This window comes from Rhodopirellula baltica SH 1 (assembly GCF_000196115.1).
GTDB lineage: Bacteria > Planctomycetota > Planctomycetia > Pirellulales > Pirellulaceae > Rhodopirellula > Rhodopirellula baltica.
Window position 1 is genome coordinate 7,074,088 of sequence record NC_005027.1, and the last position, 16,169, is coordinate 7,090,256.

Annotated in this window: 10 protein-coding genes; 4 read left to right on the top strand and 6 right to left on the bottom strand. The window is 54.5% G+C overall.

Translation table 11 applies throughout. From position 1 onward, the window contains the following. Positions 1-4 precede the first annotated feature (4 nt). Positions 5-1,516: an ATPase domain-containing protein gene (locus RB_RS27360; RefSeq protein ID WP_007334840.1), complete on the top strand. Its 1,512-nt coding sequence runs from the start codon at positions 5-7 to the stop codon at positions 1,514-1,516. Continuing rightward, positions 1,516-4,377 carry a PAS domain S-box protein gene (locus RB_RS27365; RefSeq protein WP_011124086.1) on the top strand — a complete coding sequence of 954 codons (2,862 nt, stop codon included), beginning with the start codon at positions 1,516-1,518 and terminating at the stop codon, positions 4,375-4,377. The genes RB_RS27360 and RB_RS27365 overlap by 1 nt, the downstream gene beginning before the upstream one ends. A 226-nt stretch (positions 4,378-4,603) precedes the next feature. Here the strand turns inward: RB_RS27365 and RB_RS27370 are convergent, their stop codons facing one another. Together RB_RS27370 and RB_RS27375 are read right to left on the bottom strand one after the other, a co-directional pair. Next, positions 4,604-5,146 (bottom strand): thioredoxin family protein, encoded by a 543-nt coding sequence (locus tag RB_RS27370; protein ID WP_164922618.1) that lies wholly within the window; start codon positions 5,144-5,146, stop codon positions 4,604-4,606. Positions 5,147-5,554: 408 nt separating this feature from the next. Further along, positions 5,555-7,570: a S8 family peptidase gene (locus RB_RS27375; RefSeq protein WP_231846047.1), complete on the bottom strand. Its 2,016-nt coding sequence runs from the start codon at positions 7,568-7,570 to the stop codon at positions 5,555-5,557. 128 nt (positions 7,571-7,698) lie between these two features. Here RB_RS27375 and RB_RS27380 point away from each other — a divergent pair, with 128 nt between their 5' ends. Then, entirely contained in the window at positions 7,699-8,979 is a 1,281-nt protein-coding gene (locus tag RB_RS27380; RefSeq protein WP_076611259.1) for an IS701-like element ISRba4 family transposase, read from the top strand. A 609-nt stretch (positions 8,980-9,588) separates the two neighbouring features. Here the strand turns inward: RB_RS27380 and RB_RS27385 are convergent. Next, on the bottom strand, positions 9,589-10,308 hold the full coding sequence (locus RB_RS27385; RefSeq protein WP_231846048.1) for an AAA family ATPase: 720 nt from the start codon (positions 10,306-10,308) through the stop codon (positions 9,589-9,591). Positions 10,309-10,881: 573 nt separating this feature from the next. Between RB_RS27385 and RB_RS27390 the strand changes: the two genes are divergently transcribed. Further along, entirely contained in the window at positions 10,882-11,043 is a 162-nt protein-coding gene (locus RB_RS27390) for a hypothetical protein (RefSeq protein WP_164922620.1), read from the top strand. Positions 11,044-12,497: 1,454 nt separating this feature from the next. On the opposite strand, the gene RB_RS27400 is transcribed toward RB_RS27390, so the two are convergent. From RB_RS27400 to RB_RS27410, 3 genes are all read right to left on the bottom strand, one after another. Continuing rightward, complete coding sequence (locus RB_RS27400) at positions 12,498-12,695, bottom strand: hypothetical protein (protein ID WP_164921257.1); 198 nt, start codon at positions 12,693-12,695, stop codon at positions 12,498-12,500. A 281-nt stretch (positions 12,696-12,976) separates the two neighbouring features. Beyond that, on the bottom strand, positions 12,977-13,414 hold the full coding sequence (locus RB_RS27405; protein ID WP_011124099.1) for an EamA family transporter: 438 nt from the start codon (positions 13,412-13,414) through the stop codon (positions 12,977-12,979). A 205-nt stretch (positions 13,415-13,619) separates the two neighbouring features. After that, positions 13,620-16,112: a glycosyltransferase gene (locus RB_RS27410; RefSeq protein WP_011124101.1), complete on the bottom strand. Its 2,493-nt coding sequence runs from the start codon at positions 16,110-16,112 to the stop codon at positions 13,620-13,622. Positions 16,113-16,169: the final 57 nt, after the last annotated feature.

Consider the following 16,169-nt stretch of genomic DNA (forward strand, 5'->3'; position numbering starts at 1 on the left):
CGACATGACGATGCACAACCCGTTACCGAAAATCAGCACCGGCAACCCGCCACTGGATGATATCCTGCACGGCGGACTGACCGCGGATCGGTTGTACCTTGTCGAAGGGATGCCAGGCACCGGCAAGACGACACTTGCATTGCAGTTTCTGCTGGAAGGTATTCGCAACGGAGAAACCGGACTGTATGTCACGCTCTCGGAAACCAAGCAGGAGCTCGAGGGTGTCGCGACGTCGCATGGTTGGTCTTTGGATAACATTGACATCTACGAATTGATCGATACCAAGGCGACCGAAGATTCGCGTTTGCAGTACACGATGTTCGAGCCATCTGAAATCGAACTCAGCACCACGGTCGACGGTGTCTTGGAACGCGTCAAAGAGTTGCAGCCCACTCGGGTCGTTTTTGACTCACTGTCCGAGATGCGTTTGTTATCGCAAGGTTCATTGCGATACCGCCGACAAATTCTTGCCCTCAAGCAATTCTTTGTTGGCCGAGGCTGCACGGTCCTTTTGCTGGACGACTATTCCGGGCTGGACGATCAGCATTTGCAAAGCATCGCTCATGGGGTCATTCGGCTGGAGCATCTGTTGTCGGACTACGGTGGCGAAAGGCGTCGGCTGCGGATCTTGAAACATCGCGGCACCAGCTTCATCGGTGGTGCCCATGACCTAAGGATCGTTCGTGGTGGATTGAAGGTCTTTCCGCGAGAAGCATCCGACCAACCCACCGAGACTGTCGAAACGCACTTGGTGGATAGCGGTAACAAAGAATTTGATGAGTTGCTCGGTGGCGGATTGAACGCGGGAACCAGTGCGTTGTTGCTAGGACCTGCCGGCGTTGGAAAATCATCCATGGCGTTGCAATTCGCGATTGCGGCGGCCGATCGAAATGAACGAGCGGTGTTGTTTCAGTTCGAGGAAAGCACGCAGTCGTTGTTTGTTCGTGCCAAAGGACTCGGGTTCAATCTGCAACAGCGTGTCGACGAGGGGTTGATCCAAATCATCAACTTGATTCCCGGCGAAATCACCCCCAGTGAGTTTGCTTGTTTGGTACGCGACTCGGTTCAACCCGATGAACAAGGCCGCCGAGTCGGGATCGTTGCGATTGACAGCGTCAATGGTTACTTGAATGCGATGCCTCACGAGAAGTTTCTCATCATCCAAATGCATGAAATGCTTCAGTACCTCGGTAAACGTGGCATTCTCACGTTGGTCGTTGTCGCTCAGCACGGCATGCTGGGGCAAACGATGGGAACGCCGGTCGACACCAGTTACTTGGCCGATTCCGTGGTGCTGTTTCGCTATTTCGAAGCGGAGGGACAAATTCGGCAAGCGATCTCGGTCATCAAGAAACGCACCGGACGGCATGAACGCACGATTCGCGAATTCAAACTCAGTGATCAGGGTGTCGAGATTGGTCCTCCGCTGACGAAGTTCCGTGGCATTCTGACGGGGGTTCCTGAGTTCAAAGGCGAAAACGATTCGTTGATCGACAGGGAAGGTCGGCCGAGCTGATGGAGTCTTTACGAAAAGCAGCGATTGAGGATGAGTTGGGGAAACCAAACCCTGATCAAGACGGCAACAATCAACGAGTCGTCGCGTTTGCGCCAACGCAGCAGGACGCCAAGCTGTGTGCCAAGATTCTGGCGGAGAACGACGTTGCGGTTTGTTGCTGCGAAACGATCGAGGGATTCGCCAACACAATCCTTGAAGGAGCCGGCATCGCATTGATCGCTCAGGAACACCTGACCGATGCGGCCATCGCGTATTTGAAAACATCGCTTGATCGACAACCCAAGTGGTCCGAGGTGCCGATTCTGGTGCTTCTTCAAGCCGGTGATCCCGATTCAAAACTATTGAAACGAGTTCTCTCGCTGGAACACGTCACGTTGATCAATCGTCCGTTGCGGATCGCGGTCTTCATCAACACGGTACGGGCCAAATTGCGAGACCGCATGCGGCAGTTCGAAGTGCGAGATTTGCTGCTGGAAAAAGATCGAGCTCAGACGAGTCTTCGCCGAGAAGCTCGCCGATTGGACATGGCGATTCAGGCTGGCGGCATGGCGGCTTGGGAATGGAGCAAGACGCACGTCTATTGGTCCGAAGCTTTTCGTCGTTTGCATGGGTTCGGAAAAAACGTCCAGCCGAGTGAGTCAGCCATGTTCGGATCGATTGTGGAATCGGAACGCGAACAGATCGCGAATCACTGGTCCGATGCGATCGAGCAGAACGCTCCTTTCCGAAGTGAGTTTCGAATCAATCACCCCAAACTTGGCGAGCGATGGTTGGTGGCCGTCGGAGAGCCCGTCAAGGGGAAATCCGGCAAGACGCTTCGTTACACGGGATTGCAGTGGGACATCACCGAACGCAAAACCGCCGAAATGGAACTGCGTCAGTCACATGAAACGTTTCAGCGATTGATCACTGACAACCCGCAAGGTTTGTACGTTGTCGATGCAGATTTTCGTATGCGTTACGTCAGTGCCGGAGCACGAAGCGTGTTTGTCAACGCGGAGCCATTGATTGGCAAACCATTTGAAGATGTCATGCGAACGATTTGGCCCAATGATTTCGCCGAGGAAGCGATTCGAGTGTTTCGTCACACGCTCGAAACCGGCGAGCCCTACGTTGCGCCACCGTTGGTGGAACAGCGAGTCGATACCAACGAGACCGAAGCCTACGATTGGTCGATCGAGCGAATCGTGTTGCCGGACAACCGTCATGGTGTGGTTTGTCATTTCTATAACAACACGCAACGTCAGCTGTCGGTGGATCTGCTTCGCGAAAGTGAGCGGTACTTTCGTGAGATTGCGGATGCGTCGCCCGCGATGCTTTGGGTGACCGACGAGAACCACATGTGCACGTTCCTGTCCAAAAACTGGTACGACACGACCGGACAGACTCCAGAAGAGGGCATGGGACTGGGGTGGACAAATGCGACTCATCCCGACGACCACGCACGTGTCGGCGAGGAATTCTTGACCGCCGCGAACGCTCGCCAGGCGGTCCTGTCGGAGTACCGATTGCGAATGGCCGATGGGACCTACCGATGGGCTGTCGATGTGGGGCGGCCTCGATTCGATTCTGATGGTGTCTTTGTCGGCTACACCGGATACGTCATCGACGTGGATGATCGAAAGGCGTTTGAGCAGTCGCTCGAACAAGCCAAGGTGATTGCGGAGAATGCGAACCGATCGCGAGGCGAATTTCTGGCCAACATGTCGCACGAGATTCGAACTCCGATGGCGGCCATTCTCGGCCACGCGGATATTCTGAAGGATCACTTGAGGGATCCCGACAACATTCAGGTGGTCGAAACGATCCGCCGGAACGGGAACTTCTTGTTGAACATCATCAACGACATCTTGGATCTGTCCAAGATTGATTCGGGCAAGATGCAGCTGGAAACCGATCGAGTTCGGCCCGATGGTTTGCTGGCGGAGGTCCGCTCGTTGATGGATGTCCGAGCGTCTGAAAAGCATCTGCCACTGAAGATCGAATTTGACGGTCCGATCCCGGATCTGATCGAAACCGATGCGGTTCGACTGCGGCAAATCCTTTTGAACTTGGTCGGCAACGCGATCAAATTCACGGACTCAGGTGAAGTCAAAATTCTGGTGGGCTATGACGGCCCCGGGAAGCGTGCTGCAGAGATTGATCAATCAGATCCATCGAAGTTGCAATCGCCGGTCGCGGGCACTTGCCGATTGATCTTTCAAATTGTCGACACCGGAATCGGAATCAAACCAGAAGATCAAGCGTCGTTGTTTGAACCGTTTGTGCAAGCGGACAGCACATCGACGCGATCCTTTGGTGGGACCGGATTGGGACTGGCAATCTGTCGCCGTCTAGCACACGCGTTGGGCGGGGATGTCTCGGTCGAAAGCACCTATGGCAAGGGCAGCAAATTCACTTTAACGATCGAAGCGGTATCGTCGGGACGGCTGGTGGAACCAAACTTGTTGATCGATGTTTCGGCTGAAAAGATCAAAGAGGAAATTCGACTCTCCGCCAATATCTTGGTGGTCGATGACCGTCGCGATATCCGCTATCTCGCTCAGCACTTCATCGAGAAAGCCGGCGGGACCGTTGTCACAGCCACCAATGGTCAAGAAGCCATCGACACCATCTTTGCCGAGCCGAAGGCTGAGATCGACTTGATCGTGATGGACATGCAGATGCCGGTCTTAGACGGGTACGATGCCACGGCCGAGCTGCGTCGTCGAGGTTGTGAACTGCCCGTCATTGCGTTGACCGCGAATGCGATGAAGAGTGATCGTGATGAATGCTTGGCAGCCGGCTGCACTGACTACACTACCAAGCCACTCGACAGCCAAAAACTGATCGCGATGATCGATCGGTTGCTGAAGTCGTAGCATCTGCTTCGTTGAACGGGGCGGTTCGACCAAACCCAATTCTGCTCAAGAGACAAAATCTCGCGATGGCTTGGGCTTTGCTATCTTTCCGAGCAGAGATCGAGAGGATGCGACTCGCGTGGTCGACTGAGGCCCTCAGTCGACAAAGAAGAGGCGTGGTCCTCTTCGTGGTCGTCCCATTCGACTTGGAACCAGAGGTTCTGGTTAATCGACGAGTTGGGCCGACTCAAGGGCCTGAGTCGGCTACATGTTGAGTGGCTTCGAAACCACCGCTCAGCGAATGCGACGAATCAAGCAATTCGAGGATGACCGGTTGGCTGATGCCTCCTGCTCGCCAATCCAACGCCTGCCCTTGTGAGTTGCAAACGATGGTGACCGGCGGACCTTGAATGTTGTAGGCGTCCATGACTTCTGCGTTTTTGGGATCGCCCACGTCGATCGCTACTGGAACGAACTCCGCATTGACCAATTGCATCACCTGGGGATCAGCCCAAACTTGACGCTTCATGACGCGGCAGGGAACGCACCAGTTGGCAGTGAAAGAGAGAAGGATCGGTTTGTCGGCCTTAGCTGCTTGCCGCTTCGCCGAAGCGTAGTCTTTCGCCCAAGCGATCTCGTTCGCGGGAACGTAGAAGCAATGCCAAGCATAGCCGAGTGAAACAACAAGAAACGTCAGCCAGAAGCAGCGCCAGAAATGAAACCGGGGTTTTCGCGTGGGGCTTGGATCCATCGTCTCATCGGATGGAAGCTCGGAGTCTTGATCTTTCATGTGTGGTTCTCGATTGACGGTCGGGTAAGTCCTCAACCTGACACCCGCCATTTCGCCACGCTGCCCGACACCGATTTTCAAAATAATTCATTCGCGCAATGCTGATTCAGATCTACCCGCCGTTCAGCGACCAAAGCTTCGCCGCTCCTCGCCCATTTTCGATGGAGAATCGCGGGCGAATCAGAAGCAGGCGACGAGGCTTGAAGCATCGTTCCGTCTTGGCTGCCACCAACTCGCTACACCGAAGTCGGCCAACGGAGCACGCCAGTCTGACATCTCGAATGGCAGGCGACGAGTTCACTGCACCTCTTTCGCTTCTTCCCCAACACACTTGCCCATCCACGGCAACTGACTAAGCTGCCAATTCGGTAGCAGCACACTTTTCTCTGCCTCATCAGTCACGCTTTTTTAGATGATCGTCGAGATGGCAATCGCGTTTTCGATCGGCGTGTAGAGGTCTGTCTGGACGTCGTCGGTTTCAATCGAAATGATCAACGCGTACCGCGTCTCGCTGTCATGATATCCCAGATGAGGACGTTCTTTCCACCATCCTGTGACCGGCACAACGGCAACAAGATTGGCGGCTGCGAGATCTGCGGCGGTGCCGATCCACGTGTCGCTGTGCACCGAGCCTTTGCATCGAAGGTTTCGCCCCATCACCCATTTCCGGTCATCCCGATCTGACTGGTAGCCTTCATCCTCTTCGCGAGCGGACGCTGTTAGACGCTTTCGGAATTCTTCGTCAGTGTCGGCGGGCCGCTTCACATCGAAACGCAGTCCGTGGGATTGGTAGCGATGTTTCTTGGTCCAGCCACGACGGCCGGGACTCGGTTGGATGAAATAAGACAGGGTGATCTTCAGTCGAACTTCTGCTTCGCCAAGGTCTGCCAAAACCTCGCTGGGCCATGGCAATCGATGAAAGTGCATGTCCTTCGTTTTGACCCTCGCGGTCGTCTTAACGAACGGTTGTATTTGTGATTCGATGATCATTGTCGCCGAATGATTGGCACTTCGCGAAGCCGAATCGAAGTTGGGAACCCCGTATCCGAAGGTTCGCAAGAGCGTTTCCCGACTTGTACCTTGAACCATCTGGTGCATGGCTTCGGTCCAAGTTGCCGAATGGACGATCAACGCACGAATCGTTTCTGGCCATAAGCGTGGGTACTCAGCCCACAATCGTGCGGCAAACCGCGACGCCAAAGCGGCGGCGGCACTCGTATCACCCGTCGTGGTTAGCAAGCTTCCGTTATGATCAAGTCGAGTGGTTAGTAGCGAAAGATCGTCGGCAAAGTCGGCATCGCCGGTGGTTGGGTTTCGAAGCATGTTGCCTGCCTCCATCACAATCTCAGGCTTGATCGGCCAACTCTTGTCCTCCCAGATTCGAGACGTTCGGCTGGCAGGACTCAGCGAGCCGCCCACGGCAAGACGCTCCCATTCTTCGAGACCGCTTTGGCGAATCGACTGTTTCTCGGTGTAGCCACCGACCGTGATCGCGTTCCAGCTTTGTCCCGGATCTTCGATTCCCTCGACAAAATTGCGATCGGGATATTCTCGACGCTGCTCAATTGACAAGTTCCCTGCCGATATGATGAAGAGCCGATGACTACTCTCTTCATCCATCGCTGCAGCAGATTGGTCGATCGCAGCGGACCACGATGATGGATAGCCCTCATCCCGGGCTTGCGCCGTTACCGTTAGGCAGAAGCTACGGCAGTTGTTCTCGGGCGAAGCAATGGCAATCCGATTAGCCGCCTGCTGTGTCATTGCGCCCCACAACGCTGGATCGGATGTTGTACCCAATCCCATGATTTTAACGGATTCAATACGGTGGCTAAGAGAGATCACGTGTGTTTGGTTCAAGACTTCTGTTAGGCAGCCATAAAGAGCGATGCCCGCCATTTCCGTTCCGTGCCCCACGCGATCAGAAGCCGACCAACTGGGATTGACCGTCAAGACATGGTTTTCGTCGATCGATTGCTGCAATAGCGGATGCGCGCGATTGACTCCCGTATCTAGATGGCAAACGGATGGCGACGCAGGAACTGCAACGGTGATTCTTTCTAGAGCTTCGTCGATGTATTCGGCCTGATCGACTGCCGGTAATTCGAGAAGCTCACTGGACAACAGCTTCGCAAGCCGGACTTCTGCCAGATGTTCAAATAGATTCGGAATCGACTTCAGTTGATTGGCGGATGCCCTCGCAAGAACCACCATCCGTTCGGGAAAACGGAGCTTTTCGGTCGCAACCGTTATCCCGAGGGATTGAGCGTCGGCCTGAAAAAGACTAGCGACTTCGGGCTCGTTCTCGCTGCTAAGCCATAACTCCCACCAATACTCAATATCTTCCTCGGCAGGAAAGCTTCCTGCGTCACTCCAAAACGACTTTAAGGACGCGAGGCGAATCTGGCTGATGCCTTCGATCAAGTCTTGATGCCTTGGACGCGGTTTTTTGCCCGACCCTAATACTACAGCGCTAAATGGTGTTGTAGAGGGCCGGGCTTTTCGCTGAGAATAGCAGCTGGAGATTTTGTTTGCTGCACGGAGAGCTTGGCATGGATGTCGCTGAACTGGAACAACTCGAAGATCGGTTAAATGCTTACTTGGCTCGCTTTGGCGATTGTTTTCGACGAAGCGACACGAGGGCTCATTTGACGACCTATGTCCGTGGTCAACTTTCCGACCTGGACGCCAAGAGTGTGGAGCCGATTGCGTTGCAAGCCGGTACACCGGTGCGAACCTTGCAGGAATTTATCGCCCAGCATCGGTGGGACGAAGATGGACTTCGCAGGAGGCTGATCCACATCGTCCGTGATGAGCATGTCAACAAGAACACTGTCGCGATCATTGACGAAACCAGCGACGTCAAGAAGGGCGACAAAACGCCTGGCGTGCAACGACAGTGGTGCGGCAAAGTCGGCAAGCAGGAGAACTGTATCGTCACGGTTCATCTGGCTGCGGCGAACGAAGACTTTCACTGCATGGTCGATGGTGAACTGTTCCTCCCCGAGAGCTGGAGTAACGACCGCGAGCGTTGTGCCGCCGCCGGCATTCCCGATGAGATGGTCTATCGCCCCAAGTGGCAGATCGCGTTGGAATTGCTTGATCGCAGTAAGGAGGAGGGGATTGAATATCCTTGGCTAACCGCTGACGAAGGCTACGGCGGTAAACCTGGATTCCTGGAAGCTCTTGCCGACCGCGATCAGAAGTTTGTGCTTGAAGTGCCGCGAACGTTTTCGGTTTGGGAGAAGCATCCCGAAGTGACCGAGCAGCCCTATCGCAAGGGCGGCCGCGGCCGAGGTCGCAAGACACCCCGCGTCAAGAGCGGGGAAAGTTCGCCGCGAAGTGTTGAAACAGTGTTCTGGCACGGCGAAGCGATGAAAGCGAAACGCTGGAAACGCTACCGCGTCAAAGACGGCGAGAAAGGTCCCATCATCTGGGAAGCCAAGCGGGTTCGCGTCACACTCAAAGGCAGCGACGGACTACCGGGGCTGTCTCTGTGGTTGGTGGTCGCGAGAAACGTGCTTGACGGCGAACTGAAATTCTTCGTCAGCAACGCGAGCGAGTTCGCTTCGATGGCGATGCTGCTACAGGTTGCGTTTCAGCGATGGCGAGTGGAACGTTGTTTCGAGGATCAGAAACAAGAGGTCGGCTTAGACTGTTACGAGGGGCGCCGATATTTGGGTCTGAAACGCCACTTGATCATCACGTCGTTGAGCTATCTGTTTCTTTCGCAAACCTGCCAGCAGGAGCGGGAAAAAAAATCCGGAGTGGACAATTCAGCAAATTCGCGACGCGGTCGACGCAATCGTTGTCAGCTGGTCACTCCCTCGTGAGAGTCGTCGCATGTTGCTTGATCAGGTCGCCTCACGGATCAACTACCATCAATCACGCAACGTAGCGGCTCGCATCAGCCATACGCAAACGAAGCTCGACAGATACGCCGAACTCGGTATCGACCCCGAAAGCATCACACGATGCCGATGGCCCAAAACTTAGCGCTGTAGTACTAACTCTGTCGCATATTGTTCGCATCGCTTGATAAAGAACCCCATTTGTCCATCGGGGACAAATACCGTTGCGTGGATCCTTCCGTCTTCATCGCGTCGGACGGATCGAAGTTCGATGCGGCTCGTACGATAACCAAGACTATCCGATTTTAAATCGAATCCTACAGCTCCGGAGAACTCGAGAACTTTCCCACGGATTGCGTCGGTCCTGTCGACGTTTTGCTTATCGTTGACTTCTTCGCCGGCCGCCTCAATGGATTTGATTTGTCGGATCAAGTCTTTGGAGTGGGGAATGCGGTCCCGCGGAGGTCCGTTGAAGGCGCGGCTACCTTTAACCTCGCGTGGATAGACGTAGTCTTCCCTCTTGACCGTTCCTCTAGGGAACAGGTGCGGTAACGATGCCATTGACCCCAGCTCACTCAATCAACGAGAAGATTATTCATTCGGCGATCGAGCTAACTGACGTTCGTTCAGAACCGCCGCTAACTGACTGGTCGTCACTTTCGTTCGATCGTCGATCACACATTGCTTCGCGGCGTCGTCGCAGGCCCGAGCGATCTCGGCGTGACTAAGCCCCTCTGCCGCAGATTGTATCTTGTTCCAACCCACACGAGAGGGGAGGAACGCGTGAAGGCGATTGCGGATCAAAGACTCTGCTTCTTGCTGTGATGGCCGCGAGTAACGGACCACGTCATCGAAACGGCGAAATAACGCATCGTCTAACATGCCCGCAAAGTTGGTTGCCGCCAGAATCAAGCTATCTGAATCGTCTTGTTCTAAAAACTGCAAATAGGAGTTGAGAATGCGGCGAGCTTCGCCAACATCGTTTGATGCGCCGCGATGACCTCCAATGGCATCGAATTCATCGAAAAAATAGACACCGCGTGTGCAATGCATCGCTTCGAAGAGTAAATGCAACTTAGCAGAGGTTTCCCCCATGAACTTCGTGATCAGCCCGTGAAGCTGTACTGAAAACAAGGGCAGATGCAATTCGCCAGCAATGGCGGATGCGGTCATCGTTTTCCCACACCCCGGTGGACCGACCAATAGCAACTTTCTACGAGCCGATAACCCATGGCTGCGCAATTTTTCTTGATGGCGGTACTCATGGATGACACGTGAGAGCGGGGTAACAGTTTCCTTCGACAGCACCATTTCTGACAATCGGGTCTTGGGAAAGCTGGTAGCCAACAAACCCGCGAGATCTCCCGAAGGACGAGCGATCGGAACGGGACTCGATTGCCGATCATGACTTTGACGCCGTTTGACTTCGTCAACGAGATCCCGCAATTCCTTCGCTAGTTTCCCATCGCCCTTCTTTGCCGAGTTTGCAGCGATCTGCAACGCAACAGTAACGAAGTGTTCCTCGTCACCTGCGGTAAAGCTGCGTACAAGCGATTTGATTTGCTGGGCAGTAGCCACTGAACAACACGGAAACGAAGAGAGAGAGTAAATCGACCCCTTCAGTCTACTTGGTGCGATTTGGGCCGGAAACGCGTCTATCGCGAACTGAACGGTAGATACTCAATTTTGTGCCGATCAGGCAACGTCAACGCACCGTTCACGGGCCAACGGCGAGATGACAGCGATACAGCGTTGCGATCGGCATGCCTCATTTCAAATAGGGCGAAGATCTCTGGTGCGAATTCGGCAGTTCCCGCAGATTGGCGAGCGTATTGAAATGAAAAAGTTGTGTGAACGCTTTCTCAGCCATCTAGGATGTCAGGCGTGCCTGCTCCGGCGGCCGGCACCGGTTGCGTGCGAGATCACGTGGGTTTGGGTGCGGAGGTGTTTTTGATCGACGCGGATCTGGGCGAATTGGAATCCGCCTGGGGCGATGCAACTTGGCAAGAAGAAAATGCTCTCACGACATCCAAACCGAAACGATGATGAACAGGAATGCAGCGAGGACGAATGTGAATATGAGCCCTCCACAGCCAATGGAACTGTCGGATCCGCTCACATCGCCGAAAAGATCGGAGTCGTCTAGCAAGGTACTGACTCATTGGTGGATGGAGCGAATGGCCGATGTTGGTGAAAGCCATTTTATTTTAAGCAGGTACGCCGGTGTTATCAGGTATGTAAGCCGTTTGGCGTTCGCTGCGGTTCCCACGCAAAATCGGGGCTAACGCACAAACGGCTCAAAAGGTGAAACCCAATCATTTCTGCGTGCCTGCTTCACCCGCAACAGGTCGGCATGAGTCTTTCGGCATTTGAAATGTCTTGGCAAGCTTGATTGCTTCCACGTCCAACCGGGGCGAACGCTGGAGTGCTGAGTGTTTTGTGTTGACGCGGAAGAAGCGTTGTTGGTTTCTGCTCTTTCCTCCGCCCCAACGGGGCAGTTCTAAAATAGCCCCAGGCATCGCCTGGGGGTTCGTGACGAAGATTCCGACACAAGTCCCAACGGGACGGCCCTAAGAAAGACTCCCCAAAACCCGCTAGGACCGCCCCCGTTGGGGCTTTGTATTCTTGGTCCCGCCACAACCCAGGGCGTTGCCCTGGGCTGGCGTAGGGCTGCCCCGTTGGGGCGAAGTCGAGGAACAAACCCTCCGCAGCTTAAAACGCTGTCAGGACCAAACAGTGCTCAGTCCAAGCTAACGCCCAAACGGCATCACATAGTGATGCCCGATCGTTCCTGCCGAACTGCTCAAACAGTTCGCGCGGTCGCTGCCGAAGAGAAGGGGCCTCGGAAGAACTGTTTTGTCAGACCGATCCGACTGATCTTCCCGCCTGGAAGTTAGGCGAACCAACCTGACGAACAATTCGTCAAACTCTTCCCGATTAGGAACCATTCGGAAACAACTTCGGGATTCAAAAGGTAGCGGAAGGGCGCGAGCCCTCCGGTGACACACCGGGCGGTTCGCGCCGCTCCGCTACAGCCGAACTTGATTCCGAACGGTTCCGTACGGCACCGCTATCGCAAGCGGAAACCCACGGCCGGTTATTCACTCTTCTCAGTCAAAGCGTTTTGTATCTTCTGACTGGCCTTCGACTGGTTTGTCCTCGGCTGCTTTGGAGCCATCTTGGCTGTGGAGGATCATCCGTCGACATTCTGGACAAAGCGAGTCCAAATCACTCGGCCAATTTCCTGCGGACTCAATGCGATGCGTTGGTTCCAGGAAATGAAAGAGACGACGACACTGCTGGCAATTGTTGAACGGCATGCTTCCATTGTCGCGGACGACTTGCAGTGAGATGGTTGTTCATTCGAATCGCTTGGATTGAATGAGTCGCCATTCTCCGATCTCCAGGCGAGCTGCGAAACGGAAGATTCCGTTTCGCAATGATCTTGACCAGCGTTTCGCCGGATGGCTCGGGCGTCAAACCGAAGCCTCTACGTAAGCTCAACGAAATAAGCGTCGCAGCAACGGCACGGACGCATGATGATGGTGATGGGTGGTGGTGTGCTCGAAGTAGCCAACGTTTGGATGTTGGCGACGGTCGATAACAGAATGGGTCGGATTGGCGGAAGCGACTCCGGTTGCAGTCAATACGGCAACCAGCGAAGCGATTGCAATCATGCGACGGACAAGTGGGGACATTGCCTTTTCCTTTGTAAGAGTGAAACACGGAACAAGATCGGAAGTGATCTTGGATGCACCCGGAAAAGCACGCGTCGTACCAACCGACGAGACGGTCTGCCAAAGTTTCTCAGGGGACTTCCGATTCAACGGTTTCTGCGGCGTTTTTGATCTCCCGCGAATTGTTCGAATCAAACTTGGCCAAGCCTCGCCCGCGTTCGGCGAATCCAATCGACTGCAAAATCTCGCCCCGTCCTGCAAGAAATTGCGTTGTCGCGATGGTTCACTCAAGCAAGTGCTTTTTACTTGCCGCTTGCCATCAGGATGGCCCCCACGGTGATCAATCCCACTCCCAAGCAGCCAACAAATGAAAGGCGTTCGCTGAGGAACAATGCCGCGATCACAGCGACCAGGACCACACTTAGTTTGTCGATGGAGGCGACCTGTGCGGCTTGGCCAATGTCCAACGCTCGGAAGTAGCAAATCCAACTGCAACCGGTCGCCAACCCAGACAAAATGAGGAAACCGACTGCACGCTTAGAAAGTGTTTTCACTTCGCCGATCTGGCCGCTTGCGAGCAACATCATGGCAACGAAACACAAGATCACGATTGTTCGCACAAAGGTCGCGACGTCAGGTGGAATGCCCTTCACGCCAAGTTTGGCAAAGATGGCGGTGAGTGCTGCCGCCAAGGCTGACATGAATGCCCAAAACTGCCAACTGGTTGTGATGACCTGCATGCTTCGATCCTTGTGTCTGATGACTGTGCGTTGACTAACAGCCTACTGATTCTGCTGGATCTGGGAATGTTTTATCGTTGTTGTGCTTCCAGTTGCTCTGCCATGGAAATGATCAATGCAACGTCTGACCGATCGCTGGCGCCAAATGCGCACGGCTGAATGGGCCTGAGTCGAAGGCAGCGCTGGAGCATTTTCAAGAAGCGATTCATCTCGAACGCGTTTCTCGTTGAGCGAGTTGGTCCACGTTCGGGACGGTGCTGACTCGGTAGAGCGTTGCTGGGCCACGTTGAAGCAGCGGGACGATTTTGCTTTTGGCGGGCAGTTGATCTCGCAGCGATTCAATGGCGATGTGCGAATCAACAATCAAAATGCAGTTCGAGTTTCGAAGCAGGAAGCGTTTGATGCCTTGGTCTCTCAGGCGGGCGAAGTGAGCGATGTTCGCTCGGTTGAGATAAAAGGGCACTTCGGAGAATTCGTGCTCGATGGTTGCGATCGGTGTGGATTCGTCGACCCCGAGTTGCTTCGCCACTGGAGAGGATGCTCCGAAGAGTGTTTGGGATCGGCTGTACGCGGGAATCATCTGGTGCATGACCATGACCGCAAACAGGAAAGCGACCACGGAGGAAGTTCCCCAAGCGATTCGGACCTGATGTCGATCCGCCATCAGCACCAAGGACGAAATCAACAGAGCGGCCCACAGCATCGCCCAAGCGAACAGCACGACGGTGGCGTCGTCGGTGTAGATCATCACGTAGATCACAAATGCGACGCCTGCAAAACAAGTGGTCGCCGTTGCCGAACGTGCGGACCAGAATCGAGCAAAGAAGTGCTGTTCAGGATGACTTGCATCGGCGAGTACGGTGTGAAGGTAATGGCCGACCAGCAACGCCAGTGCCGGAGCGGCGGGCAAAAGATAGGTGGGCAATTTGCAACTCGACAGAGAAAAAAACGTGAAGCACCAACCACTCCACAGCAGCAGATACCCGACGGCAGGAGGTCGTTGGCGGCGAGACCTTTCGTCGCGGCTCAGCAAGAACTTGGCATAGGGGATTGTTAGAAAGGACCATGGGTGACCGGCGATGAGCAGGACAGGCAGGAAATACCAAATGGGCTTGGGATGGAACTCGCCGGCGAACCTTGCGATGTTGTGTCGGTAGAAGAACTCGTTCAAAAATGCGGGGTCTTCGAGGTGCACCATCAGAAACCAAGGTGCAGCGATCATGGACGCGACGCCACCGAGAACTCCGTAGTGCCACCACCTTGGGCGTGCGTGAGCTTCGGATACCCAAGTCATTGCCAGCACGGGTGGAAGCCAAAGCACGATCGCGATCGGTCCTTTGGTCAAGAATGTCAAGCCAATGCAAACGCCTGAAAGGATCCACCACCCGAGGTGCAATGAACCCTTGCCAACAGTCGCAGTCGGATTTCGAATCGCCTCCAGCGAGGTGAACAGCGAAAGCGAAACAAAGAGTGCCAACACGCCGTCGAGCAAAAGGTAGCGGCTGGTGAATGCGAAACCGACCGAAAGCATCAGCACGACGCCAGCGTATAGTCCGACCGTTCGTCCGAAGAGCCGCGATCCAAAGAACATGGTGGAGGCCAAAGTGCAGATCGCCGCGAGAGCGGGAACGAAGCGGGCGGATGCTTCACTGATTCCGAACAACTGGAAGCTGATCGCGCACAGCCAGTACAGCAGGGGTGGTTTGTCGTAGTAGGTCTCGAAATTGAGTTGCGGCAAAACCCAGTTGCCGGTTGCGATCATTTCCCGAGGGATCTCCGCGTACCTTGTTTCGTCGCGATCAATGAGCGGGTACTCGAGGTTGGCAAACATGAACACTGCCGCAATGAAGATCAGTCCAATTTGCAACCAGCTCGGGTTCAGGCCAAAACAGCCTGAGGATCTTGTTTCTGAATTCCGGCGATCCATGAGGGTTTGGGTCGGGAACTGGACTTCGTTCCACCAGTAACGCACCAGCGACGTGAGTACATTTGGAATGTGCTTGATCGAGACCGTGCTTTGGCCAAGCGTGCGTGGTCGGTGCGAGACGCCAACCTCGACGACGCTGTGACCAAGGCGATTTGCCTGGGTCAGCATTTCTGAATTGACAAGGAAGCCGTCCCCGGTGATCCGCAACTTCTTGGCGACGTTGACATCAAACATCTTGAGAGCGCAATCGACGTCACGAACCCCGGGGCTGAGCATCGCTCGAACGAGCAGGTTGTAGACTTTCGAGTAAAGGCACCTTAGCGACGAATCTTTCCGGTCGATGCGATAGCCACAAACGACGTCGTAGCGTTCCGATAGCAAGACGAAACGATCCAATTCGGTCAGATCGAATTGACAGTCCGCATCGGTGAAGGCAACCAAGTCACACTGTGCCGCGGAGAAACCGGAGCGAATCGCCGCCCCGTAACCTTGGTTGCGTGGGTGCTGGATCAATCGCAACGAGTGAATGAACTTTGCGAACTCGCGAACAATCTCGGCTGTCGCGTCAGAACTTCCGTCATCGACAACGATGATTTCGTATCGATGCGTGATTGACGAAAGCGCCGAATCAGCTTCCATGATTGCGTCGGCGATCACTTCCGCTTCGTTGTAAGCCGGCAGTATCAGGGTGATGGACGGCGTCCGGCGAGTCTTCGCGATCATCCTGGCTGTGTCAGCGGTTGACGCATGACTGGTTTCGATAGCGTGCATCCGTGCACTCCTTTGTACTGTGGTTTAGTAATTAACGGTAGGTGGTTGTCATTGCTT